General features: G+C 67.8%; 20 protein-coding genes and 1 pseudogene. 9 read left to right on the forward strand and 12 right to left on the reverse strand.

The window, feature by feature from the left end; translation table 11 throughout:
* Positions 1-9 precede the first annotated feature (9 nt).
* Positions 10-465, reverse strand: a complete 456-nt coding sequence (gene azu, locus ACGHC0_RS14800) for an azurin (protein WP_415265964.1) — start codon at positions 463-465, stop codon at positions 10-12.
* 138 nt (positions 466-603) lie between these two features.
* Between azu and ACGHC0_RS14805 the strand changes: the two genes are divergently transcribed.
* From ACGHC0_RS14805 to ACGHC0_RS14815, 3 genes are all read left to right on the forward strand, one after another.
* A complete protein-coding gene (locus ACGHC0_RS14805) occupies positions 604-1,191 on the forward strand; it encodes an IMPACT family protein (RefSeq protein ID WP_415265965.1) in 588 nt (195 codons plus the stop codon).
* 117 nt (positions 1,192-1,308) lie between these two features.
* Positions 1,309-2,721: a dihydrolipoyl dehydrogenase gene (locus ACGHC0_RS14810; RefSeq protein WP_415265966.1), complete on the forward strand. Its 1,413-nt coding sequence runs from the start codon at positions 1,309-1,311 to the stop codon at positions 2,719-2,721.
* A gap of 126 nt (positions 2,722-2,847) precedes the next feature.
* The gene (locus ACGHC0_RS14815) at positions 2,848-3,051 is read left to right on the forward strand and encodes a YjfB family protein (protein WP_368351704.1); all 204 of its coding nucleotides are present in this window, start codon (positions 2,848-2,850) and stop codon (positions 3,049-3,051) included.
* 24 nt (positions 3,052-3,075) lie between these two features.
* On the opposite strand, the gene ACGHC0_RS14820 is transcribed toward ACGHC0_RS14815, so the two are convergent.
* From ACGHC0_RS14820 to ACGHC0_RS14835, 4 genes are all read right to left on the reverse strand, one after another.
* Positions 3,076-4,215, reverse strand: a complete 1,140-nt coding sequence (locus ACGHC0_RS14820; RefSeq protein WP_415265967.1) for an NAD(P)/FAD-dependent oxidoreductase — start codon at positions 4,213-4,215, stop codon at positions 3,076-3,078.
* Positions 4,216-4,249: 34 nt separating this feature from the next.
* Positions 4,250-5,818: an amidase gene (locus ACGHC0_RS14825; protein ID WP_415265968.1), complete on the reverse strand. Its 1,569-nt coding sequence runs from the start codon at positions 5,816-5,818 to the stop codon at positions 4,250-4,252.
* Between the two features lie 73 nt (positions 5,819-5,891).
* Positions 5,892-6,872, reverse strand: coding sequence for a Bug family tripartite tricarboxylate transporter substrate binding protein (locus ACGHC0_RS14830; protein ID WP_368351707.1), 981 nt, complete (start codon positions 6,870-6,872; stop codon positions 5,892-5,894).
* Positions 6,873-6,925: 53 nt separating this feature from the next.
* A complete protein-coding gene (locus ACGHC0_RS14835) occupies positions 6,926-8,290 on the reverse strand; it encodes a D-serine ammonia-lyase (protein WP_415265969.1) in 1,365 nt (454 codons plus the stop codon).
* A gap of 90 nt (positions 8,291-8,380) precedes the next feature.
* On the opposite strand from ACGHC0_RS14835, the gene ACGHC0_RS14840 reads away from it, so the two are divergent.
* Complete coding sequence (locus ACGHC0_RS14840; protein ID WP_368351709.1) at positions 8,381-9,349, forward strand: LysR family transcriptional regulator; 969 nt, start codon at positions 8,381-8,383, stop codon at positions 9,347-9,349.
* A 9-nt stretch (positions 9,350-9,358) separates the two neighbouring features.
* Here ACGHC0_RS14840 and ACGHC0_RS14845 read toward each other — a convergent pair whose 3' ends face one another.
* Positions 9,359-10,744, reverse strand: a complete 1,386-nt coding sequence (locus ACGHC0_RS14845; RefSeq protein WP_415265970.1) for a PQQ-dependent sugar dehydrogenase — start codon at positions 10,742-10,744, stop codon at positions 9,359-9,361.
* Positions 10,745-10,885: 141 nt separating this feature from the next.
* On the opposite strand from ACGHC0_RS14845, the gene ACGHC0_RS14850 reads away from it, so the two are divergent.
* Complete coding sequence (locus ACGHC0_RS14850) at positions 10,886-11,305, forward strand: RNA-binding S4 domain-containing protein (protein WP_415265971.1); 420 nt, start codon at positions 10,886-10,888, stop codon at positions 11,303-11,305.
* Between the two features lie 24 nt (positions 11,306-11,329).
* Here ACGHC0_RS14850 and ACGHC0_RS14855 read toward each other — a convergent pair whose 3' ends face one another.
* Positions 11,330-11,854 carry a hypothetical protein gene (locus ACGHC0_RS14855; protein WP_368351712.1) on the reverse strand — a complete coding sequence of 175 codons (525 nt, stop codon included), beginning with the start codon at positions 11,852-11,854 and terminating at the stop codon, positions 11,330-11,332.
* 288 nt (positions 11,855-12,142) lie between these two features.
* On the opposite strand from ACGHC0_RS14855, the gene ACGHC0_RS14860 reads away from it, so the two are divergent.
* Positions 12,143-16,756 (forward strand): PAS domain S-box protein, encoded by a 4,614-nt coding sequence (locus tag ACGHC0_RS14860; protein ID WP_415265972.1) that lies wholly within the window; start codon positions 12,143-12,145, stop codon positions 16,754-16,756.
* A 29-nt stretch (positions 16,757-16,785) separates the two neighbouring features.
* Here the strand turns inward: ACGHC0_RS14860 and ACGHC0_RS14865 are convergent.
* Together ACGHC0_RS14865 and ACGHC0_RS14870 are read right to left on the reverse strand one after the other, a co-directional pair.
* Positions 16,786-17,975, reverse strand: a pseudogene (locus ACGHC0_RS14865) (hypothetical protein).
* Between the two features lie 63 nt (positions 17,976-18,038).
* Entirely contained in the window at positions 18,039-18,848 is an 810-nt protein-coding gene (locus ACGHC0_RS14870; RefSeq protein ID WP_368351715.1) for a ferritin-like domain-containing protein, read from the reverse strand.
* Between the two features lie 473 nt (positions 18,849-19,321).
* Between ACGHC0_RS14870 and ACGHC0_RS14875 the strand changes: the two genes are divergently transcribed.
* Both ACGHC0_RS14875 and ACGHC0_RS14880 read left to right on the forward strand, forming a co-directional pair.
* On the forward strand, positions 19,322-19,654 hold the full coding sequence (locus tag ACGHC0_RS14875) for a stress-induced protein (RefSeq protein WP_415265973.1): 333 nt from the start codon (positions 19,322-19,324) through the stop codon (positions 19,652-19,654).
* A gap of 215 nt (positions 19,655-19,869) precedes the next feature.
* Positions 19,870-20,166 carry a hypothetical protein gene (locus ACGHC0_RS14880; protein WP_415265974.1) on the forward strand — a complete coding sequence of 99 codons (297 nt, stop codon included), beginning with the start codon at positions 19,870-19,872 and terminating at the stop codon, positions 20,164-20,166.
* A gap of 13 nt (positions 20,167-20,179) precedes the next feature.
* Here the strand turns inward: ACGHC0_RS14880 and ACGHC0_RS14885 are convergent, their stop codons facing one another.
* Entirely contained in the window at positions 20,180-20,968 is a 789-nt protein-coding gene (locus ACGHC0_RS14885) for an NAD(P)H-dependent oxidoreductase (RefSeq protein ID WP_415268422.1), read from the reverse strand.
* A 63-nt stretch (positions 20,969-21,031) separates the two neighbouring features.
* Here ACGHC0_RS14885 and ACGHC0_RS14890 point away from each other — a divergent pair, with 63 nt between their 5' ends.
* The gene (locus ACGHC0_RS14890; RefSeq protein ID WP_415265975.1) at positions 21,032-21,928 is read left to right on the forward strand and encodes a LysR family transcriptional regulator; all 897 of its coding nucleotides are present in this window, start codon (positions 21,032-21,034) and stop codon (positions 21,926-21,928) included.
* 79 nt (positions 21,929-22,007) lie between these two features.
* On the opposite strand, the gene ACGHC0_RS14895 is transcribed toward ACGHC0_RS14890, so the two are convergent.
* Both ACGHC0_RS14895 and ACGHC0_RS14900 read right to left on the reverse strand, forming a co-directional pair.
* A complete protein-coding gene (locus tag ACGHC0_RS14895; protein WP_013595204.1) occupies positions 22,008-22,187 on the reverse strand; it encodes a CsbD family protein in 180 nt (59 codons plus the stop codon).
* 717 nt (positions 22,188-22,904) lie between these two features.
* Positions 22,905-23,843, reverse strand: coding sequence for a hypothetical protein (locus ACGHC0_RS14900; protein WP_415265976.1), 939 nt, complete (start codon positions 23,841-23,843; stop codon positions 22,905-22,907).
* Between the last annotated feature and the right edge of the window lie 17 nt (positions 23,844-23,860).

Here is a 23,860-nt window from a genome sequence, read left to right on the forward strand (position 1 = left end):
GGCGATGCCTCACTTCGAGAGCGTCAGCGTGCCCTTCATGAGCGCCGAGTGACCCGGGAACGAGCAGAAATAGGCATACGACTCCCCGGCCTTGAGGGATGAGACCGGGAACGTCACCGAGTCGCTTTCGCCACCGCCGATGATCTTCGTGTGGGCAATGACGCGCTTGTCGCCGTCCCTGACGAAATTCTTTTCCGCGCCGGCCGCCATGCCATCGGTCGAAGCGCCCTGCATATCCGATGCCTTGGTGAGCACCCAGTTGTGGCCCATGGCCGTCTTGGGCAGCTTGCCAGCGTGCTTGAGCTTGACGGTGAACTGCTTGCAGCTCTGGGGTACGGCGATGGCAGCCTTGTTGAATTGCATGGCGTCGTTGCCTTCGATGTCCACGCTGCAGTCCGCCGCCTGGGCGGATGCGCCGGCGCCCAGCGCCAGAGCCAGGGCCAATGCCTTCCAATGTCTTGCCATGTCGGGTTTCTCCTTCGGTCAATGCCGCCGATGCGGCGATGGCCTATCGTAGGAAAGGCGGCGCACGGGGCCGTTGACGTGCATCAATGCCCAGGAAGGGAGGCCACTGTTGCCCGTCCGCCTACACTTGCGCCCCCTATGCCGCAAACACTCCGAGCGCCTTCGCACAGCGAACTCGTCATCAAGAAGAGCCGCTTCATCGGCTGCGTGCAGCCCGTGGCCGACCGGGCCACCGCCCAGCAGGTCGTGGACGGCCTGCGGCGCGACCACCCGGGCGCCGCCCATGTCTGCTGGGCGTTGCTGGCCGGAGGCCAGTCGGCCGCGGTGGATGACGGAGAGCCGGGGGGCACGGCAGGCCGGCCCATGCTGGAGGTATTGCGGCACCAGGATCTGGAGGGAGTCCTCGCCACCGTGGTGCGCTACTTCGGCGGGGTGAAGCTCGGCGCCGGAGGGCTCGTGCGGGCGTATGCGGACACCGTGGCCCAGGCCCTGCTCCAGGCGGACAAGGTGCCGCTGGAACGCATGGCCACCCTGCAGTGCCTGGTGCCCTACGCACTGGAAGGACTCGTGCGCCGCGAGGTGGAGACCGCAGGGGCCCGACTGCAGGGCGTGGAGCACGGCTCGCTGGTCCTGTTGCGCCTGTCGATTCCGGCGCAGCGCGCCGCGGCGTTCCAGCAGCGCATCGACGACGCCGCCCAGGGACGGGCCGGCTGGCCCGAGGCCTGAGAGCGGCCCGGCCCGGGCTGCCAGGACAAGACAGCCTTTCCGCCTACATGCCGCCATGCGCACGCGCGCCGACACTTTCCTGCCGAGTCAACCACCCAGAGCAGGAGATCCAGGCCCATGAGCGACACGTTGGACGTCATCATCCTCGGAGCGGGTTCCGCCGGCCTCGCCGCGTTGCGCGAAGTGCGCAAACGCACGGAGCGGGTGCGGATCGTGAACGACGGCCCGTGGGGCACCACCTGTGCCCGGGTGGGATGCATGCCGTCGAAGATGCTCATCGAGGCCGCAGATGCCTTCCACCGCCGCCACAGTTTCGATACGTTCGGCATCCGCGGCCAGCAGTCGCTGGGGGTGGACCTTCCGGCGGTGCTGGAGCGCATCCGCGCGCTGCGAGATGATTTCGTCGCGGGCGCGCGCAAGGCGTCCGACATCGGCACCCTGGGCATCGCCGGGCATGCCCGGCTCATGGGCCCGCACCGGGTGGAGGTGGATGGCCACGTGTACGACACCCGCAGCATCATCATCGCGACAGGTTCCCGGCCGATCGTTCCGGAGGAATGGCTGGCCTTCGGGGACCGCATCCTCACAACCGATACCCTGTTCGAGCAGCGCGAACTGGGCCCGCGCATCGCCGTCATCGGCCTGGGACCTCTCGGTGCGGAAATGGCCCAGGCACTCGCGCGGCTGGGCGTGGAGGTGGCGGCATTCTCGAGCCGCAACGAGATCGCCGGGCTCTCCGACCCCGCCGTGAACGACGCGCTGCTGGGGCTGCTGAAATCGGAATTCGTGCTGAACGTCGGAGAGGAGGTGACGCTGCGCGAGGTGCCAGGAGGGATCGAAGTCTCCAACGGCAGCGCCACGGTCGTGGTGGACCAGGTCCTCGCGGCCATGGGACGCCGTCCGAATGTGGAGCACCTCGGGCTGGAAACGCTGGGAGTGGAACTGGACGGGCATGGCATGCCGCCGGTGGACCGCCGCACGGTGCAGGTCGGCGACCTGCCGGTGTTCATGGCCGGGGACGCGAACGACTTCCGCCCCCTGCTGCACGAGGCGGCCGACGACGGGCACATCGCCGGGCTCAATGCGCTGGCTCCCGAAGTGCGCGGATTCCGTCGCCGCATGCCGCTGTCCATCGTGTTCACGGAACCGAACGCGGCGACCGTCGGCAGGCGCTACAAGGACCTGAAACGGGACGAGTCGGTGACCGGCACCGTCGATTTCTCGCGGCAGGGGCGCGCCCGCGTGGCGCAGCGCAACCAGGGGCGCCTGAGCCTCTACGCCCAGCGGGACACCGGCCGGTTGCTGGGCGCGGAAATGTGCGCTCCGGCGGGCGAACACATGGCCCATCTGCTGGCGCTGGCCATGGACCGGGAACTCACGGTGCACGACATGCTGCGCATGCCGTTCTACCATCCGGTGCTGGAGGAAGGGCTGCGGACCGCCCTGCGGGATGCGGCCAGCCAGTTGCCGAAGGGCAGCGATTCCGACCTGTCCGCCTGCGATGCCTACGGATCGAGCGCCCTGGACTGATCCAGGGGTTTACCCGAGGATAAAACCGGTCAGGTGTAACAGTACTCAAGCCATGCCGCCGACGGGCCGATAACGAGGCATCTTTTGCCCATCGGCCTCCCAGCGGGGCTGCACAAGGAGATTTCCATGGATGTCGGCCTCACACAATCCCTCGTCAACACCGCCACCGCCATGGCCAGCCAGAAGACCTCGGACGCCGTGAACATGACCGTGCTGAAGAAGGCCATGGACATCCAGAAGTCGTCCGCGGCCCAGTTGCTGGAAGCCCTGCCCCAGCCGCAACTGGCCACCTCCGGCTCCCTGGGCACCCAGGTCAATACCTACGCCTGATCGCCGGGGCAGCCCGGCCACTTTTCAGCGCAGCCTCGCCGGCGACAGGGCCGCGGGGTCCACGCCCTGGGCCGACAATGCGGGCGCCAGTGGCTCCGACAGCAACAGGTTGCGCGCCAGCAATGCCACGCCCGAGGCGCTCTGGATGCCGTAGCCGCCCTGCCCCGCCAGCCAGAAGAACCCTTGCACGTGGTTGTCCCAGCCGATGACCATGTCCCCATCCGCGACGAAGGACCGCAAGCCCGCCCAGGTGTGCGAGGGCCTGCGGATCTGGAACGTCGTCATCTGCTCGATGTTCCAGATGCCGGTCGCCACATCGAGCTCCTCGGGCACCACGTCGTGCGGGTGCGTGGGATCGGCGTTGGCGGGAGAACCCAGGAGCTGTCCGGCATCCGGCTTGAAATAGAAGCTCTCGTCGATGCCCACCACCGCGGGCCAGCCCGACGCGTCCATTCCCGCCGGAACCGGGAATGTGAAGGCCGTGCGCCGCCGCGGTTCCAGGCCGATGGCCGGGATGCCGGCCATGGCGGCCACCTCGTCCGCCCACGCTCCGGCCGCGTTGACGATGGCACGGGCGCGCACCGTGGCGCCTGACGCGAGATGCACGTGCCAGGCACCGTCCTGCCTTTCGATGGCAGCGACGCCGGCATCCGGCAGCAGGCGGCCACCCCGCTGGCGCAGCCCCCGCAGATAGCCCTGGTGCAGGGCATGCACATCGATGTCGGCCGCGCCGGGCTCGCGCATGCCTGCCGCTACCGCCTCCGGCCGCAGGCACGGCAGCCACTCCAGCAATTGCTCGCGGGTGGCGTGCTGCACGTTCGGCGAACGCTGCAGGGCGTCCGCCAGCGCCGCACCCAGCAGGTCGAGCTGGTCGGGGCCTGCCACGTACACCACGCCCCGGGGCGAGAGGATCGGGCCCTCGGCGAAGCCCTCGGGCGGATGGTCGTAGAATGCCCGGCTGGCGCGGGTGAGCGCCTGGATCTGCGGCGTGCCGTAGGTTTCCATGAAGAGCGCCGCCGAGCGGCCGGTGGTGTGGTAGCCGGGCTGCGGTTCGCGCTCGAGCACGAGCACGCTGGCGCCCGGCGCCGCATGCGCGAGTTCCCAGCCGACCGAGGCGCCGGCAATGCCGGCCCCCACCACGAGGAAGTCCACCAGTTCGGTCATGCCGATTCCTTTTCTTTCGATCGACCGCGATCCGTCAGACCGCAGAGGCCTGGGCAACTCCCTGGCTGCCCGAGCCGTCCAGGCGCGGCTCGCCGCGTGCATCGCGTGCGTCGGGTGCCGTGGTCACGAGGGAAGTCAGCGCCGGCTCGACCGGGGCCAGCCGGTCCAGCGCCGGCCGCGGGCGCTGCAGTTCCCGGATGCCGGCAAAGGACCGCTCCATCGCGCGGCCGATGGCCAGTGTGCCCAGGTCGTCCCGGAAGCGGCCCACCACCTGCAGGCCGAACGGCATGTCGCGGCTGTCCCGCCCGCAGGGAAGGCTGAGGGCGGGATGGGTGGTCAGCGTGGTGACGTAGGTCAGGGCCAGCCAGCGATAGTAGTTGGCCTGCGGCTCGCCGTTGATGTGGCTGGCGTACAGCTCCGTCCAGGGGAAAGGCGAAACCGGCGTGGTCGGCGCCAGGATGACATCGAACGATTCGAACGCCTGCTGGAAGCGCGCGAGGATGCGCGTCTGCTCGGCCTGTGCCCAGGCACTGTCGATGAGCGTCATGGCCGCGCCCATCTCGTAGTTCGCGCGGGTGTTGGGCCCCAGGCTGGCGGGATCGCGCTCGTAGGCTTCCCGCGTGCCCGCCACGAAGGCCTCGGCGCGCAGCACGTCGAAGCAGCGGTGCACGTCGCCCAGGTCCAGCGCGATGGGATCGCAACTGCGGAACAGGTGCCGCATGGCGGCGATCTTGCCGCGGAACGTCTCGCGGATGCCGTCGTCCACGGCACAGGCACCGAAGTCCTCCGTGTACCCGACGCGCAGCGTGGACAGGTCCACCTCGGGCAGGGACAGGAATACCGCAGGATCCAGCGGGTAGCTGAGCGGATCGCCCGCCGACATGCCGGCCGTGGCCGCGAGCTGCAGGCAGGCCTCCTCCACCGTGCGGCCCATGGGCCCCACGACGGAGATGGGCGTCCAGCCCAGCAGCTTGCGGGAGCTCGGCACCACCCCCGGCGACGGACGGAATCCCACCACCCCGCATTTGGCCGCGGGAATGCGCAGGGAACCGCCGGTGTCGGAGCCGGTGCAGACCGGCAGCATGTCGCAGGCCAGGGCCGCGGCCGAGCCGCCGGACGAGCCCCCCGCGTTCAGGCGGGGATCGAAGGGGTTGCCGGTGGCACCCCATACCGTGTTGCGGGAATTGGCGCCGGCCCCCATCTCGGGGATGTTGGTCTTGCCCGTGACGATCGCACCGGCGCGGCGCAGGCGCGCGACCAGCACGTTGTCTTGCGCGGGAATGTGCTCGCGGTAGATCTGCGAGCCGTAGGTGGTCAGCAGGCCCTGCGTGGCCTCCAGGTCCTTCACGCCCAGCGGCAGGCCGTGCAGCAACCCGAGGGCATCGCCGCGCAGCACTGCCCGCTCTGCCTCGCGCGCCTCGTTCCGGGCCCGGTCGTAGCAGGTGGCAGTGATGGCGTTCACATAGGGGTTGAGGGCCTCGATGCGTGCGATGCACGCCTCGAGCAGTTCGACGGGCGAGATCTCGCGGCGGGCGATCCGCAGGCGCAGTTCGGGGGCGGTCAGCTCGACGAGGGAAGCGGAGGAGGATGCGGTCTGTGTCATGTGGTGCGCCGCCCCGGAAGGGCGGCGTTGTCTCCTGAAGGTTTGAAAATACCCGGAAAAACCGGTCAGGTGGTCAGTCGGCAGTGATGCCGGCACGCTGGGCCACGGCGCGCATCAGGGGCAGTTCCTTCTCGATGAGCGAGGCCAGCACCCTGGATGAACCATAGGACGGTTCGAATCCGTTGGCCAGCAGCTTCTCGCGCGTTTCGCGGTCCTCCATCACCTGGGCCAGCGCGCGCTCCAGGCGGGCCTTCACGGCCGGCGGCAGGCCGGCCGGAGCCACCATCGCCAGCCACGTATCCATGTCGATCGCGTAGCCGTTCTCGGCGAGCGTGGGCACGTCCGGCAGCAGCGAGGAACGCCTGGCCGAAGTGACGGCGATGGCCTTGATCTTTCCTTCCCTGAGCTGGGGCAGTGCGGCTGCGACCGTATCGACCGTGAAGGGAATCTGTCCGCCCATGAGGTCCACCATGGCCGGCGCGCTGCCCTTGTACGGAACATGCTGGATCTTCAGGCCCGCCAGGTGGAAGAAGGCCTCGCCGGCGAACTGCGAGGTGGTGCCGGAACCGAAGGAGCCATAGGAGTACTTGTCCGGCGCGGCCTTGACCAGGGACACGAACTGCCTGACGTCATTGGCCGGCACGCTCTTGCCGGCCAGCAGGATGAGCCCGGTGCGACCGGTGATGCCGATCGGCTCGAAGCTCTTCACGGGATCGTAGGGAAGTTTCGCGCGCACGGCCGGATTGACGGTGAAGGTGGTGCCGGAACTCATCAGGAGCGTATAGCCGTCCGGCGCGGCCTTGGCGACATAGGATGCCCCGATCACCGTGCCGGCGCCCGCGCGGTTGTCGATCACCACGCTCTGGCCCAGCACATCGCCCAGCTTCTTGCCGATGACGCGGCCCAGCACATCCGTGGCGCCGCCGGGCGGGAACGGGATCACCAGGGTGACGGGCCTGGCCGGATAGGTTTCCTGTGCGAAGGCCGGGGCCAGCGCGGCGCTTCCCAGGCAGCAGGCAATGGCGGACAACAGCATCCTCTTGGCGCGGTTCATGGTGGTCTTTCCGGTGAGTGAATGAAAGATGAATGGGGCAGGAGCGGCGCGGCTCAGGCAGCTTCCAGCAGGGTCCGGCCGCGGGCCTCGAAGCGCCGGTGTTCGGCTTCGGGCACGAACAGCCCACCCGTGGTCCAGACGAGGTGCGTGGCCTGCGGCAGGTGTCGGTCCAGGCCCTGCTCCCGCAACCAGTGGCGCCCGGCATCCGAGCCCGTGAGCCAACCCGGCCCGCTGAAACCCGCCGCGGCGGAGGGTTCGATGCGCTCGCCCGAGGCGTCCAGCACCCGCACGAGATGCTCGAACAGGGTGTCGTCACGGACGGTGAAGATGCCCGACAGCAGGGGCTGCATGAGCCCCGCAGCCAGCAGCGACGCCCTCGGTACCGCCAGGCCGTCGGCCTCGGTGCGGTTGGTCAGGCCCAGGTCGTACACGGACGGGTGCGTGCCGGCCGGCGCAGCCATCTGCACGAGGAAGCACGGCGATTGCACCGGTTCGGCAAAAAAGCAGTGCACATGCGGCCCGAGCAGTTGGCGCAGGCCGAAGGTGATGCCCGCCGGTGCTCCCCCTACCCCGCACGGCAGATAGACGAACAGCGGGTGGGCGGCGTCCACCGCGATGCCCTGTTCCGCCAATTGGCCGCGCAGGTGCAGCGCCGCGGCGCTGTACCCCAGCAGCAGCGAAAGGGAGCGTTCGTCGTCCACGAAATGGCTGAACGGATCGGCCTGGGCCTGGCTGCGCCCCGCAGCCACGGCGCGCTCGTAGTCGCCCGTGTGCTCCACCACCTCGACGCCCCGGCGGCGCAGGCGCTCTTTCTTCCACTCCTTGGCGTCGGCGGACATGTGCACGGCCGCCCGGAAGCCCAGCGCCGAGGCCGCCACGCCGATGCTCAGGCCCAGGTTGCCCGTGGAGCCCACCGCCACCTGGTGGCGCCCGAACACCTCGCGCGCAGCGGTTTCGGCCAGTACCCGGCAATCCTGTCCGGGGGACAACAGACCTTCGCGCAGGGCCAGGGTTTCCGCGAATTCCAGCACCTCGTGGATGCCGCCGCGCGCCTTGATCGAGCCTGCCACGGGAAGGCCGTGGTCCGCCTTGATCCACAGCCGGCCGCAACCGGCCTCCAGCCCCATGGCATCCGAGAGCGCGCCTGCTTCGATCAGAGGTGATTCGATGACCCCGCCCGTGGCCTCGAGTTCGGGGAACAGCCGGGCCAGGAGTCCCCCGAAGCGCCGGAACCTGTCCGAGGCGGCCTGCGTATCATGCAGACTAATGTGGCGACCCTCCGCATCCATCGTGGCGGGAATGTCTGCGCTGCGCTGCGGGTTGAACCAGATGCATGGATCGGCACGGCGCAGTGCCTCCAAGGCGGCTTCCTGGACATCGATACCGGTGGGCAGTGCGGAACGGTTGGGTTCGGTCATGGGACGGCAGAGAAAGCGTTGCACGCATTCTTGTGCCGGCCCCGGGGACGACGCAATGCATTTATATTGACGACAGTATTAGTTTCACTGATGGATTCACGCCTGTCCAATTCGGTTCTGGCCTGGCTGCGCTGTTTCGATGCGGCCGCACGGCAGGGCAGCTTCACACGCGCCGCTGCGGAGCTGTGCATCACCCAGGGCGCCGTGAGCCAGCAGGTGAAGCAACTGGAGAACTGGCTGGGGCGTCCGCTGTTCCTGCGGACCCCTCGGGTGCTGGTGCTGACGCCCGAGGGCAAATGGCTGGGGGTGGTGCTGCGCGAAAGCTTCGAGGCCATCGAGAGCACGCTGGCGCAGATGCGGCGCTCCGCCCCGGCGCACGCTGCAGCCACGCTGAGTTGCTCCCCTTCGTTCGCCATGCAGTGGCTTACGCCACGGCTGGGCGAATTCTTTCGCCGGCATCCCGACACCGGGCTGCGCGTGTTCGGGGAGTTCCACCGCATCGACCGCACCCGCATGGTGCGAGACGGGGTGGAGGCGGCCGTCCGCTTCGACCCGGGGGAGTACACCGACCTGGACGCCACCGGGTTCCTCGATGAATGGCTGGTTCCCGTGGCCAGCCCGGCCTTCATGGCGGCCCACCCGGACCTGCGGGATGCGCCGGCCAGGCTGCAGCCGGAATGGCTGCTGCACGACGGCAGTGCCTGGGAAGGGGCCGATACATTCGAGGAATGGCAGCACTGGTTCAGCGCACAAGGCGCACCATGCCCGGACTGGGGAGGCGGCCCCCAGTTCAACCTGTCCCAGCTGGCGGTGGGAGCAGCCATCACCGGCCAGGGCATCGCCATGGGTCGTGCCGCGCTCGTGCTCGAAGACGTGGCGGCCGGCCGCCTGGTGCCGCTGTGCTCCTGGAGCACGCTCTCCCGGGCGCGCTACTCCTTCGTGAGTTCACCCCAGGCGGGACCTGCCATGCTGCGCGTGCGGGACTGGCTGGTGGAAGAAGGGCAGCGGTTCAAAGAGACGCGTGCGAAGGTGCTGCCGCCATTGCTGGTGCGGTCCTAGAGCGCGCCGTCACGGGCGCGCCGCCGCCACGCGCCACAGGGTGTTGCCGACGTCGTCGGCCACGAGCAGGCCGCCCCGCCCGTCCAGCGCCACGCCCACGGGCCGGCCCCAGGCGTCGCCATCGCCGCTGACGAATCCGGTCAGCACGTCCAGGGGCATGCCGTCGGGCTTGCCGTTCCTGAACGGCACGAACACCACCTTGTAGCCACTGCGCGGCTTGCGGTTCCACGAGCCGTGCAGGCCGACGAACACACCCTGCGCGAGCTGCGGAGCCACGGGTTGAGCGGCCGGGCCGCCGCCCCCCGCGAAAGCCATGCCCAGCGGCGCCACGTGGTTGCCCAGAGCGTAATCCGGCACGATGGCCTTTTCGACCAGATCCGGCCGTGGAGGCTGGACACGTGCATCCACGTTCCCGCCCCAATAGCTGTAGGGCCAGCCGTAAAAGCCGCCCTCCCTCACCGAGGTGAGGTAGTCGGGCACCAGGTCGCTGCCGATTTCATCGCGCTCATTCACCACGGTCCAGAGCGTGCCGGAGCCCGGCTCCCAGCCCATGCCGTTGGGGTTGCGCAGGCCGCTCGCGAAGACGCGGTGCGCGCCCGTGGCGCGATCCACCTCCCAGATGGCCGCACGGCCGGCTTCCGCCTCCATGCCGTTCTCGGCGACGTTGCTGTTGGAGCCGACCGTGACATACAGCTTCGCACCATCGGGGCTGGCGATGAGGTTCTTGGTCCAGTGGTGATTGAGCGGCCGCGAGGGCAGGTCCGCCACCTTGGCCGGCGCGGCCGCGATGGCGGTCTGTCCTGCGGCATAAGGAAACCTCACGACGGCATCGGTGTTGGCGACGTAGAACTCGCTGCCGACCAGCGCCATGCCGAAAGGGGAATGCAGCCCCTGCAGGAACACGCTGCGCGTTTCCGCCACGCCGTCCCCGTCGGCATCGCGCAGGAGCGTGATGCGGTTGGCCGACGGGTTGCCGGAGCCGGCACGGGCCATGACCTTGCCCATGACCCAGTTGCGCACTTTTCTGGCCCACCCGTCGTCCGGGGGCGGGCCTTCGGGTGCCGGCTTGTCGCTCTCGGCCACGAGCACGTCGCCGTTGGGCAGCACCACCACCCAGCGGGGGTGTTCGAGCCCGCGGGCGAAAGGCGTCACGGACAGCCCGGCCATGGCCTGCGGCGCGCCCCCTTCCGGCCATCCCCTGGCGGGCGCGATGTGCACGGTGGGAATCAGGGACTTGTGCGGCTCCGGCAGCGTGGGCCGGGGGCCGATGCCCGCCTCGGGAGGCAGGCGGGCGGTATCTCCACAGCCGGCCAGCGCGGCCACCACCAGCAGGGGCGCGGCCACCCGGCCATGGCCGGTGATTCTGAGGGTAAGGCGATGGAATGAGGGGCGCATGGCGGGAAGCCGGGCAGGCCGGCAGGTGGCGGGCGATGCCGGCCAGTCTCGCCACCGCCGCGCTGAAACCATGTCAGCCATCTTCGCCGAACGATGGCCTGCCGGGTACGGAACACCCGGGATCTCTGGGAAAATGCCGCCATGACCCCTCCCGAATCGATGCGCCTGGACAAGTGGCTGTGGTGCGCGCGCTTCTACAAGACCCGGGCCCTGGCGGCGGAAGAGATCGGCAAGGGCCGCGTGGTGGTGAACGGACAGGCCGCCAAGGCGTCGCGGGAACTGCGCAGCGGCGATACCGTGGCGCTGCGCCAGGGCCAGATGCCGCGCACGGTGGTGGTACGCGGGCTCAGCGCCATGCGCGGCCCCGCGCCCGTCGCGCAACAGCTGTACGAGGAAACGGCCGAGAGCATCGCCGCGCGTGCGCAGGCCGCCGAGATGCGCAGGCTCGCACCCGAGCCTGCCGCCACCCTGCAGGAAGGCCGCCCCACCAAGCGAGACCGCCGCGAAATCGACCAGGCGCGCGACTGGGGCAGCCGCTGGAGCGCGGCGATCGACGAGTGATGCGGTGCCGAGGCTGCTGCCGGCTCAGGAATTGGTGTTGCCGGCCGGCCTCAGCATGCGCAGCACGACGTTGAGATAGTCGTCCATCCGCTGCCGCGCGCTTTCGGCTTCCCGCTCGAGATCGCGCAGGCTCTTGGCGTCTTCCTCGGACCTCTCGCCCAGGCAGATGGCCGACTGGCGCCGGGCCAGCCGCATTTCGGCCGTCTGCCAGTCGCGGCGCAACTCGCTCCACTGCTCGGACGCGGCGCGCAGCGCAGGCGCCTGGCCACCCTCGGCGACCTCCGCCATCCCCTCCCGGAGCATGGGCGGGCGATGCGCCGGTGGCACGGACGGCCGACGGCGGCGCAGGCCATCCTGCCCGAGCGAGGCCCGGGCCGCGATGAAAGTCTTCTCCGCGGCGAGATCCTCGCTGCCCCAGCGTCCGCGTACTGCATACCAGGCGCCGCTGCCCACGGACCATGCACCGCGCCAGCCATCGCCGCTGGGCCATACCAGGATACCCACCCTGCGTCCCGCATGCTCGCGATACCGCAGGGGTTCGCGGGCCACGGGAACCGAGGGAGCAGGCGCGTGGGAGTACGCATCCAGGGAACGGGGCGTCGTGTAGGTCTCCATGCCACGGCGGGGGCAAATGGCGTGCCTGCGGCACCCACCGTTTTTGACAGATTTGCAGACCCGACGGTGCGCGAAGCATGTAAAACTTTCCCGTGCCCGTCCATGGATGAGCAGGCTGCGTTCCGGCAGCGCCTTTTGGCCGGCCGCGTGGCTGGATTGCGCTAGCATCGTCGCCCCAGCCGCACTCCTCACACCGCGGGTGCGCTCTCACAAGGACAAGAGATGGACGAGATCACCCCGGGCCCCGCCGAGGAGGCCGTGGCCGGTGCGGCAACCGGCTGCGCCGCCGAAACCGGCGACGCCGCACTGCCGGTGGTCGGACTGGGTGGTTCGGCCGGAGCCATCCAGGCGCTGCGCGACTTCTTCACGGCGATGCCTGCTTCCCCCGGCATGGCGTTCGTGGTCGTGCTGCACCTGTCCCCCGACCACGAAAGCATGCTGGCCGAACTGCTGCAGCGCGCAACGACGTTGCGCGTGCACCAGGTGAGCGGCCCGGTGACCATGCAGGCGGACACCGTCTATGTCGTGCCGCCCCGCAAGGTACTGGAAGTCCACGATGGAATGCTCGCGCTCGCGCCCCTGCCGCCGGATCGGCAGCAGCATGTGGCGGTGGATCTGCTGTTCCGCACCCTGGCCGACTCGCACGGCACGCATGCCACAGCCATCGTGCTGTCCGGCGCGGATGGAGACGGTGCCATCGGCATCAAGCGCATCAAGGAGCGTGGCGGCCTCACCATCGCACAGGATCCGGGCGAGGCCTATGCCAGCGGCATGCCCGGCTCGGCGATCGCCACCGGCATGATCGACTGGGTGCTGCCCGCCGCCCAGATGGCCGGACGGGTGCTGGAATACCACCGGATGGCACCCCGGCTGCGGCTGGCGGCACCGCACGGCACCGAACCGTCGGCTTCGGCGGGCGATGCAGCCGATGACGAGGCCGCGCTGCGCGAAGTTCTGGCGCTGCTGCGCCACCGGACCGGCCGCGATTTCGGCGACTACAAGCGCGCCACGGTCGTTCGGCGGGTCGGGCGCCGCATGCAGGTGAACGGTATCGGCACCATGTCCGGGTACCTGGACTGCCTGCGTACCCGGCCGGGCGAGGCAGGAGCGCTCCTGCAGGACCTGCTCATCAGCGTGACCAACTTCTTCCGGGATCCCGTGGCCTTCGCGGCCCTGGAAAGCCATCTCCCGCTGCTGTTCCAGGGCAAGACCGGCGCGGACACGCTGCGCGTGTGGGTCGCGGGCTGCGCGACGGGCGAAGAGGCTTATTCCATCGCCATGCTGCTGGCGGAATACGCACGGACGCTCGACACGGCGCCGGTGTTGCAGATCTTCGCCACCGACCTGGACGACGCCGCCATCCGCACCGCCCGCGAAGGCTTCTACCCCGCGGCGATCGAGAGCGACGTGTCCGCGGAGCGGCTCCGGCGCTTCTTCGTGCGTGAGCGCGGCGGCTACCGCATGCGGCGCGAGTTGCGCGAAAGCGTCCTGTTCGCGGTGCACGACCTGCTCAGGGATTCGCCCTTCTCGCGGCTCGATCTCATTTCCTGCCGCAACCTGCTCATCTACCTGACCCGCGAGGCGCAGCTCCGGGTGCTCGACACCTTCCACTTCGCCCTGCTGCCGGGCAAGCTCCTGTTCCTGGGGTCCGCCGAATCGGTGGACGACGGCGACATCCGGTTTTCGGTGATCGACAAGCTGCATCGCCTCTACGGCCACCAGACGTCGGCGCATACGGATCTCCTCCTGCCAGGCGGCCTGGGGCCGGCCGCCGTCGCCCTGCATGCGCAGCACACTGCCCACCAGGGGCCTGTCGTGCACTCCGGCGCGATGGTTTCCTATTTCGCGGATACCGAACGCCCGGCCATGCAGGCCACGGGCGAAAAGGCACGGCCCTGGGGCGAGGTCCACCTCAGGCTGCTGGAGCAGCTCGCGCCGCCCTCCATCCTGGTGGACGGCGAGCAGAACATCCTGCACATGTCGCCTTCGGCGGGGCGCTTTCTGGCCTTCCATGGCGGCGAGCTTTCGCGCAACCTGATGCGGCTGATCCACCCTGCGCTGCGCATCGAGTTGCGTGCCGCGCTCTACCGTGCCGGCCGGACCGGCCAGCCCATGCGGCTGTCGGCGGTGCCCGTGGAGACGGCTGGCGGCATGGTGCGGGTCGCGCCCGAGGTGCGGCCCGTGCCCGACCTGGGACAGGGTCTTTCGCTGGTGCTGCTGCCCACGCTGCCCGACCTGCCCGCTTCCTCCACACTCACTCCCGCGGCTCCGCAGGACACGGCCGCGGAGCAGCTGGACCGCGAACTGGAACTGCTGAACGCCCAGCTGCGCAGCACCATCGAGCAGTACGAAGCCTCCACCGAGGAACTGCGGGCCAGCAACGAAGAGCTGCAGGCGATGAACGAGGAACTGCGGTCCGCGACCGAGGAACTGGAGACCAACCGGGAGGAGCTGCAGTCCATCAACGAGGAACTGACGACGGTCAACCACGAGCTCAAGAGCAAGGTGGACGAACTGGGGCATGCGAACAGCGACATGCAGAACCTGATGGACGCCACGGCCATCGCCACGGTGTTCCTCGACCGCGACCTGCGCATCACCCGGTTCACGCCGTCGGCCGTCACCCTCTTCAACCTGATCGCCACCGACGTGGGGCGCCCGCTGTCCCACCTGCGCACGCAACTGCAGTATCCGGAACTGGCGGAAGACGCCCGGAGGGTGCTCGAACGCCTCGCGCTGGTGGAGCGCGAGGTGGGCGCCAGCGACGGCAACTGGTACCTCGTGCGCATGCTGCCCTACCGGACGCTGGACGACCGCATCGCGGGCGTGGTGCTGACCTTCGTGGACATTTCCGAGCGCAAGCAGGGCCAGGAGGCACTGCGCCGGTCCGAGGACCGCTTCAGCGCCATCGTGAACCAGGCCGTCGTGGGCGTGGTGCAGACGGACCTGGACGGGCACATCACCTTCGTCAACCGGCACTACAGCCACATGCTGGGCTACGGGCATGACGAGCTCATCGGCACGCAGCTGCTCGACCTGATCCATCCCGCCGACCGCCAGCTGAGCGCCCACCTCATGCGGCGCCTCGCCGAACATGGCGAGCCCTTCCACATCGAGAAGCGTTGCCTGCGCAAGGACGGCAGCACGCTCTGGCTGCACAACAGCGTGAGCTACCTGGCCGACGCGCACGGCGGCCCCACGGCCTCGATCGTGGTGTGCAACGACATCAGCGAACGCAAGCGTGCCGAGAACGCACTGCGCGAGAGCACCGAGCGCCTGAGGCTGGTCATCGAGAACGCGGTGGAGTACGCCATCTTCTCCACCGACCTGGATCGCCGCATCACGACCTGGAACAGCGGGGCGGAGCGCATTCTCGGCTACAGCGAGAACGAGGCCGTGGGCCAGCTCGCCGACATGATTTTCACGCCGGAAGACCGGGCCGCCGGGGCACCGCTTTCCGAAACGAGCACGGCACTGGCCACGGGCGGCGCGCTCGACGACCGCCTGCACCAGCGCAAGGACGGCAGCCGCTTCTGGGCCAGCGGCGCGCTCATGCCCATGCACGACGGCGCGGACACGGTGGTCGGCTTCGTCAAGATCCTGCGCGACCAGAGCGACCAGCGTGCAAGCCAGCAGGCGCTCGAGCAAAGCCGGGCCGACCTGCTCAAGGCGCTGCGCGAAAACGAGGAGGCCCGCGCCGCACTGCAGGCGGCCGATGCGACCAAGGACCGCTTCCTGGCGGTGCTGTCGCACGAGCTGCGCAACCCGCTGGCGTCGATTGCCGGTGCATCGGCGGTACTGGCCGCCGAAGGCGCCGATCCGGCCGACCGCGACCAGGCGGCACGCATCGTGCAGCGGCAGGCGCGCGCCATGGCCGTGCTGCTGGACGATCTCATGGATCTGTCCCGGCTGCGGCTGGGCCGCATGGTGCTGCAGCAGCACGAGGTCCCGCTGGTAGAAATCGTCGAAGCGGCGCTGGAGGCCACGCTCGGCGCCATCCGTGCGGCAGGCCACGAACTCGTGCAGGATCTTCCCGGCGACCCGGTCATCCTCCTCGCGGACCCGGTGCGTATCGCCCAGGTGCTCGCGAACCTGCTGAGCAACGCGGCGAAGTACACACCCGACCACGGCCGCATCCGGCTGTCGGCCTGGACCGAAGGAGACTCCATCCACCTGCGCGTGGAAGACAACGGCATCGGCATGGATCCGGACACCGTGGACGACATGTTCACCATGTTCTCCCAAAGCCCGGACGCCGGCATGCGGCACACCCAGGGCCTGGGCATCGGCCTCGCACTGGTGCGCAACATCGTGGAAATGCACCACGGCACCGTGCGCGGGGAAAGCGCGGGCCCCGGCCGGGGCAGCCGCTTCACCGTGCAGTTGCCCTTGCCCGTCCCTGCCCAGCCCGACACATCCGGCGACGGCCGCACGCAGGTGCCGGACGACAGCCAGGGCGCAGGCGATCGAGCGCCCCGCGTCCTGCTGGCGGACGACAACGTCGATGTCACCTGGTCCATCTCGCACCTGCTGGAGGACTGCACCGTGGCCACCGCCGCTGACGGCCACGAGGCGCTGCGCAAGGCGCGGGAACTGGAGCCGGACGTGGCGGTCCTGGATCTCGGCATGCCCGGACTCGACGGCATGTCGGTGGCGCGGGCGCTGCGTGCCGAACCCTTCGGCGTGCGCATGCTGCTGGTGGCCGCAACGGGATGGGGCCAGGACCACAACCGCGAGCAGGCGCGCGAGGCCGGCTTCGACGCCTACATGGTCAAGCCGCTGGACGTGCGCGAACTGCAGCGCCTCATCCAGGAGCACATGCGGTCCCGCGCGTAGCGCAGCGCGGGCCGCACCGCCGCGCGCGCCTACGTGGCAGCAACCACTTCCACCGCCTCGGCTTCGCGCACGAGTTCGGTCCCTGCCGTCCAGACATACGAGGCGGACGCGGCGCGCGACGGCGAACCGTCCTGGTTCACCGCTTCACGGTAGGCCAGCGAGGATTCGCCCTCTTCCTGCGGGACCTGCACGAAGCGCGTGCCGTCCTTGCGGAAATCGGTTTCGGCGTCCACCATCTGGCGCAGGTAGTCGCGATGGCTTTCGAACCGTATGAATGCCGGCAGTGCGCCATCGCCGAGCACCTCGGCGGGGTCGCGCCGCTCCAGCCGCTTGAACAGTTCCTGCACCACCTGGAAGTGCCCGAGCTCGTAGTCCAGGAACATCTCCCAGATCGCCCGCACGCGGGGATTGCTCTCCTGTTGCGCGCAGCCTGCGTAGTTCCACACCTCGCAGGCCTCGGCGATCAGCAGCTTCTCCAGCGGCGTCTCGTGCGGGTTGAGCATCGACCCGTAATGGGTGATGTGCTGCGACTCCACGGATGCGATTTCCGCGTAGAGCTGCCGCGCCACGGGGTCCGAAAATAGCGGTCCGATGTTCATGTAGTAGTCGTGCGTCTGGTACTCGCCCCCCGTCAGCGTGAGCGCGTGCAGCTTGGTCGCCAGCGCTGCCCCTGGCCCGTAGGGCTCCAGGAGGTCGTGCTCCGGGGCCCGGTGATGCACCCAGGTCGGCCGCGACGGCACGATGTCCGTGTAGCCCTGGGTGATGTTGTTGGCGTCCTTGCCCTCCAGCCGGTCCAGCAGCGCGCTGTAGCGGTAGAGATGGTCGAAATCCTCGAGCAAGGCGTAACGGTAGCCCTGCGCAAGGTAGTCGTCGGGTTCCAGCTGCGCGACCGATGCGGTGACCTCTATGGCCGTCTGCTCATAGCCGATCGTGGTTTCCAGCGGCGAATGGTCGGCGCCGATCAGCCAGTTGATCGTCGTGGCCTGGTGCTGCTCCACGCGCATGAGCTGCGCGATCTCCACGCGCGCATCGGCGTGCATGCGCAGCAGGACCTGCTTGGTGCGCAGCGCATCGAGCTCGACGCCGTTCATGAGAACGGCGCGCACGCGCGTGAAGGCATCATCGTCGAGCTTGCGGAGGGCTTGCCCACCATGTCCTTCCAGCTCAGGCGCTGGCGCTCCAGGGCGGTGCCCTTGTCCTGGAAAAGATGGATCGTCATGGGTTGTCCTTTCGGAAATAAGGCCGGGGAAGAAGACGCGGGGAAGACGGGGGATGTGCTCGCTCACACCGCATTGCTGGGCAGCGGGCCGGAAACCACGAGGGCCTGCAGCCAGGCCTGCACGGTGATCAGGTGCCGCTGTTCCTCGGTGAGCGCCTGCGCGAATTCGCTGATCAGGTCCGTCTCCCCGGCCTGCTCCGCCAGCTGTATCAACAGTTCCCATCCCGCGTTGTCGGTGAGCTCCGCGGTCAGCATGGCCGACAGCGCCTGCGCCAGCGTCGTGCGCGGATCCGACACCACCTGAATCAATCCCATCGACGCGGTGGCGACCACGTCCGCGCACGGCGTCTGCGCCGTAGGGTCGCCGCCGAGCTGCCGCATGGCATCGCACAGCATCTGGAAGTGCTGCAGTTCTTCTGCGCGGATGCGCTGCAGCGTCGCCAGGGCCGAGGCGTCCGCCTGCAGCGCTACGTCGTCCGTGCCGGCACCCGCCGCCGTCACAGCGTCCGCCGGCGTGGGGATCTTCGCGCCGGCATTCACGGCAGCCTGGTACTTCACCATCAGCGCGTCGTAGAGCCGCGTGCCGCCGCGCTCGAAGGCGATGCGTTCGCCGATCTTGTCCAGCAGGATCTCCGGATGCTCGCCCATGAGCTTGCTCACGCCCGTGCGCACCATGCCGCCCAGCGACGTGGGCGGCGGCACCGTGCCGAGCGGCCCGGCCTCCTGCGCATACAGCAGGCGGACTTCCCTGGCCTGCGACAGATCGATGGGGCCGGGCGGCGAGTACCGCTCGACGGCATCCTCCATCGCCTGCGCGCCGGCCGGCGACGCCGACGCGCCCGTGCGATTCATACCCGTGGTGGTGGCTTCCATGAAAACTCCTTGCGTAGCGTGCTGTTCATCGTTGGGGAAAGCGAGCGATCCATGATTCGCACCCGCTCCGGCACGCCGCGTAGGAAGCCGCGCAGGATACGGCCCGCGTTACCCCAGGGCCGCGTTGCGGTGCTGAACCCGCTGGCGAGGTTTTGCAAGCATTGCCGCAAATCCGGCACGGCGTGAAGAAATGACGCGCCACACGCCGCCATTCGCGGCAGCACGGTGATGCGACGCGCCGCAGCAACCGGAGCATGCAGCGCGGCTAAACCGTTTGTTTCGTTTCCATGCAACCGGGGGCACTTACCTCGGCGCATCCGTAACCGGCCATGGCCATGCAGCCCCGCAAGCCCCTCAATGCCGGGCTGCCGACGCGGCGGATGGCATGTCCGTTGCCCCCTGCCTCATCGACGGCGCTGCACTGCGCGGTCACATCCGACTCACCATTCGTAATGTTCCAAAGGAGAAATCACATGGCATCGAATCAAGGCAATCAAGGCAACAACCAGGGCAACCAGGGTGGCGGTTCCGGCCGCGGATTCGCCGGCATGGATCCCGATCGCCAACGCGAAATCGCGGCCGAAGGCCGCCGTGCAGCGCACGCGAGCGGCAATGCCCACGAGTTCGACTCCGAGGAAGCACGCCGCGCCGGCAGCATGAGCCACGGTGGCAGCGGCAACAACAACCAGCAAAACAGCAGTGGCGGCAGCCAGAACAGTGGCAGCCAGAACAGCGGCGGCACGCGCGGCGGCAGCAGCGAACAGCATGCGCAGGCCGGCCGCCAGAGCCACAAGAACGACCGCTGAGCGGCACGCCAGGCCGGCTGCAGGCCAGGCGCGGCCGGGCCCACGCACCAAAGGCCAACCAGGGACGCCCGGTTGGCCTTTTTTCGTGGACACAGCCGCGGCCCGCATGCACGTCCGCCGCAGCCTACGGCGCCACGGCATACATGCCGACGCCGCCGGCCCCGCTCGTCACCTAAGGTGGCTCCTTCGCTTGTCCAGCCAAGGAAGACCACGCCATGCAGAACGACCACCTTCGCCAGTCCGTGCGCCACCTGCTCGACTACGACGACAGCCGCGCCAGCGCGCCGAATGAACACGCCGCCGCGGCCATCGCCGGCGCAGGCCTGCTTTTCTGGGCCCTGGTGTCCCGCAGCCGTACCCGCGCCGTGCTGCATGCCGCCATCGGCGGCGCTTTGCTGCTGCGCTCCGCCGGGGGCCGTGACGGCCTGCGGCGCTGGAGCCGCCAGCCCGCAGAGCAGTCGCCCAAGACGGAAGCGTCTGCGGCGCCCTCCTTCGCCGACCTGCCCATGTGACCCTGCGCTCCGATCAATCCTGCGGCGCCGATAGGTGGATGCCCAGGCCGGACGCTCCGGGCAGGATGTCATCGCGCAACGTCAGCGAGGGAATGCGGTAGTCCCCGGCGTTCTGCCGCCGGAAGGCGATCGGGTCTTCGGTGAAAAGCCCATCCAGCCGCCAGCCCAGCGCGTCGCAGGTGCGTGCGAAGCCTGCTTCGTCGATCCGGCCCGTGCGGTAGATCACATGCGGCGGCAGCACCTGGAATCCCGGATAGAACAGGATGCCATGCTGGATCGGGAACAGCAGGTCATCGATCGGCCCGTTGATGCCGCGCGGGCCGTAATGGGACTCCCACCCTCCGGCCGTCACCACCAGCATCGCGCGCTTGCCGGCCAGGGTGCCCTCGCCATAGCGGTCGCCCCAGTGGGTATCCGAATGCTCACCGACGCCATAGGCGAAGCCGCAGGCATAGACGCGGTCCACCCAGCCCTTGAGAAGTGCCGGCATGCCAAACCACCAGAGGGGAAACTGCAGGATCAAGGCATCGGCCCGGAGCAGCTTTTCCTGCTCCTGCGCGATGTCGCTGCTCTGCGTGTCGCGCTCGAAAGCGCGCAGTGAGTGTTCCGTTGCCAGAAAGCGCTCCCCGGCCGGCGCAGCGGAATCGTCTTCTGCATCGAGGCCGGCCTTCCAGCGCATGGCGTACAGATCGGATACCTGGACATCATGGCCCGCCTGCTGCAGGCGCTGGAGCGAGAAATCCTTGAGTGCCCCGTTCAGGGAGCGCGGTTCGGGATGGGCGTGGACAAGAAGAATGTTCATGGCGCAACGATAGGCCTGCGCGAGGTATATTGGAAATGAATTCCACGGATTGCTGGTATTTGCATGACCAATTTCCTGCGGCAGCTGGATCTCAACCTGCTGGTCACCCTCGACGCCTTGCTGGTCGAGCACAACGTCACCCGGGCCGCCGAACGGCTGCACCTGTCGCAGCCTGCCGTGAGCCTGCAACTGGCCCGGCTGCGGGAGTTCTTCGCGGATCCCTTGCTGATTCCCGGCCCGCGCGGCATGCGGCCCACCGCACGTGCCGAAGAGCTGCGCGAGCCCCTGCGGAATGCGCTGTCCGCCCTGGCCCAGGCGGTGGTGCCTTCACGGCCCTTCGATCCCGCGCCGTCCCGCCAGACATGGCGCGTGGCCGCGTTCGACTATGGAGAACACGCGGTATTGCTGCCGGCACTGGCAGGCCTGCGCACCTCGGCGCCCCATAGCCGCCTGGCCGTCGTGCAGGTGCCGCCCTCGCAACTGGCGGCCAAGGCGGAACAGGGAGACATCGACCTTGCCTTCCATACCGGGGAGCAAGCGCCCCCAGGCCTGCGGCGCAGGCTGCTCTTCACGGAGCGCTACGTCCTGGCGGGGCGCGCAGGCCATCCCGGGCTCAGGCGCCGCCCCACCCTGGCGCAGTTCTGCCGGCTGGACCATGCCATCGTCTCTCCCGACGGCGGCGGCTTCCACGGAGCGACCGACACGGCCCTGGCGAAACTCGGGCTCGAAAGGCAGGTGGCGCTGTCGGTCCCCCATTTCCTGTTCCTCGCGTCCGTGCTCGCCAGCACCGACTGCGTGGCCATGGTGCCCTCGCGGCTGGTCCGTGGCAACGCGGGGCTGAAGATCGTCGAGCCACCCCTGGAGGTCGCCGGCTTCGACATGCTCATGCTGTGGCCGGAGCGGGTCCACCGGGATCCCGCCCACCAGTGGCTGCGCGACCGGCTCGCGGTCCCGGCATGACCCGCATCGCATGACGGCCCAGACGTGAAAAGGCCCCGGCACGCCGTGTGGCGCGCCGGGGCCTGAGGAGCACGAAAGATTACTTCGTGGCGTCCTTGATGTTTTCCTTGGCATCGCCGTAGTTCTTCTGGACGTTGCCTTCCACCTGCTTGGCCATGCCCTTCGCTTGCTGCTCCGGGCTGTTGAACACTTCGCCGGTCTTTTGCTGAACCTTGCCGGCGGCTTCCTTCAGGGTGCCCTTGATTTGATCGGTGTTCATGATGAAGTCCTTTCGGTGATGGGTTGCGGGCAGGGATGAAAAGCTCCATGCCTCGGTCCAGATCGTAGGGCGCACGCGCCGCAACGGTCGCGGGGCAATGCCGGCTGTGTCCGTAAGGTCGAGCCTACAACTAGAAGTTTCTGTTGGGACCGGAGCACTCCAGGACGCAGCCTTTGCAGGGCATGGCGTACCACAGCGGCTGCGGCGCGGCGCCCTACCCATCTCGAGGAGCCCAAAGCCAAGGTATGACACCGCAAAGCAGGCACTACAGTGCAGCAATGATTGCCCATTCAAGTCTTGCCTTCATCACGGCCATTGCCTGCATTTTCTCCACTTCCGCCCTGGCCCAAGTGTACCGCTGCGGCAATGCGTACAGTCACGAAGTATGCAGAGGTGCGAAGGTGGTGGACACATCTCCACTAGTAGAGTCCTTTAGTCCATCCCCTGCCAAGCCTGCGACGATCTACCTTTGCCAAAGCCAAGACGGCGGCTAGGCGCCCAGGCACTGCCAGCAATACGGTGCGTGAATCAACAGGACGGGAATCGTACCAGCCATTTCAATTGGGAGAACCAAGTGGTTGCCGCACAAGCGCAGCGTAGGGCCGCCCAGCAACTCATTTACCCCTCAGCGGGTACAACGCGATACCGCGACCGGTTCCATGGTTTCGCGGCGTGATGAGTACTATGCACTGTGACCATCATTTTTGGCGCTCCCGCTCAGGGCCGCCTTCCACCGCGCCTCGGGGCTCTTCTCCTCCCTACCCCTCCCCTGGCACGCCCGTATGGGACGGCACTCTTTCTACAATTCACTTGACCCGGCCCCGAGGAGGGCTTGTTATAGGCCGGTGGTAGGTATTTTATAGCGGACCAGAACGAGATCGTTTTGAATTCGATATTTTGCGCGAGAAAATCCAACTCGATTCGTGCCGTTTCGAATTCTGGACGAAGTCTAATTTTTTCGATTTCCTCTATTCCTGGGGCACTCTCAAGAAGCTGAATTAGCTTACTGCCGACATCCTGCGGATCCCAAGTCCGAAATCCGGCCCAGCTTTGCTCGACGTATTCGCGCATCAATGCCGAATTTTGGTACAGAGAACCAGCCAGACTGACATCTTGAATGGTTTCGGCCCTAACTCCCACTTGATTCGCCTTGATCTGCAGCAGTTCATTTAACGGCGCTGATATATGCCGATAGACATCTTGGCCTGCAATTCTTAGCCAAGGTAACATTGCTTTATAAATGGCAGAAGGCTTTGAGCCGCTCTCCTGAAGCATAGCCTTCACACGTTGCGCTGCAGCGTGAGACTCCATCACGGTAGGAACTGGAGGCAATCTACCCACGCTACAATAAGCCACAAGGAAATTCTCGCCAATGAGTTCGGAAACTCTGTGAATGCGATCGATCGCCTTTTCAGCCTCTTCTATTTTTAGGTCAAGTTTCTTCGTGCGTGCCTCAATGCCAAGTGCTTTGAGCAGCTCGAAGCGGTCAATTGTTGCCGCAAGCAAGAGAATAACCCCGAGTGAACAGCCAGCCAATCCCTTATTAACTTCATCACCAATTAAACCCAAAACACCAGCACATAGGGAAAGAACGCCGGCAGCCGTGAAAATAACAGAAATGAATCCTCGATGCAGCATTATGAGAAATTTTTTCATTTTTCCTCCTACCTATA

The sequence above is a fragment of the Acidovorax sacchari genome, from assembly GCF_042847045.1.
Taxonomy (GTDB): Bacteria; Pseudomonadota; Gammaproteobacteria; order Burkholderiales; family Burkholderiaceae_C; genus Paracidovorax; species Paracidovorax sacchari.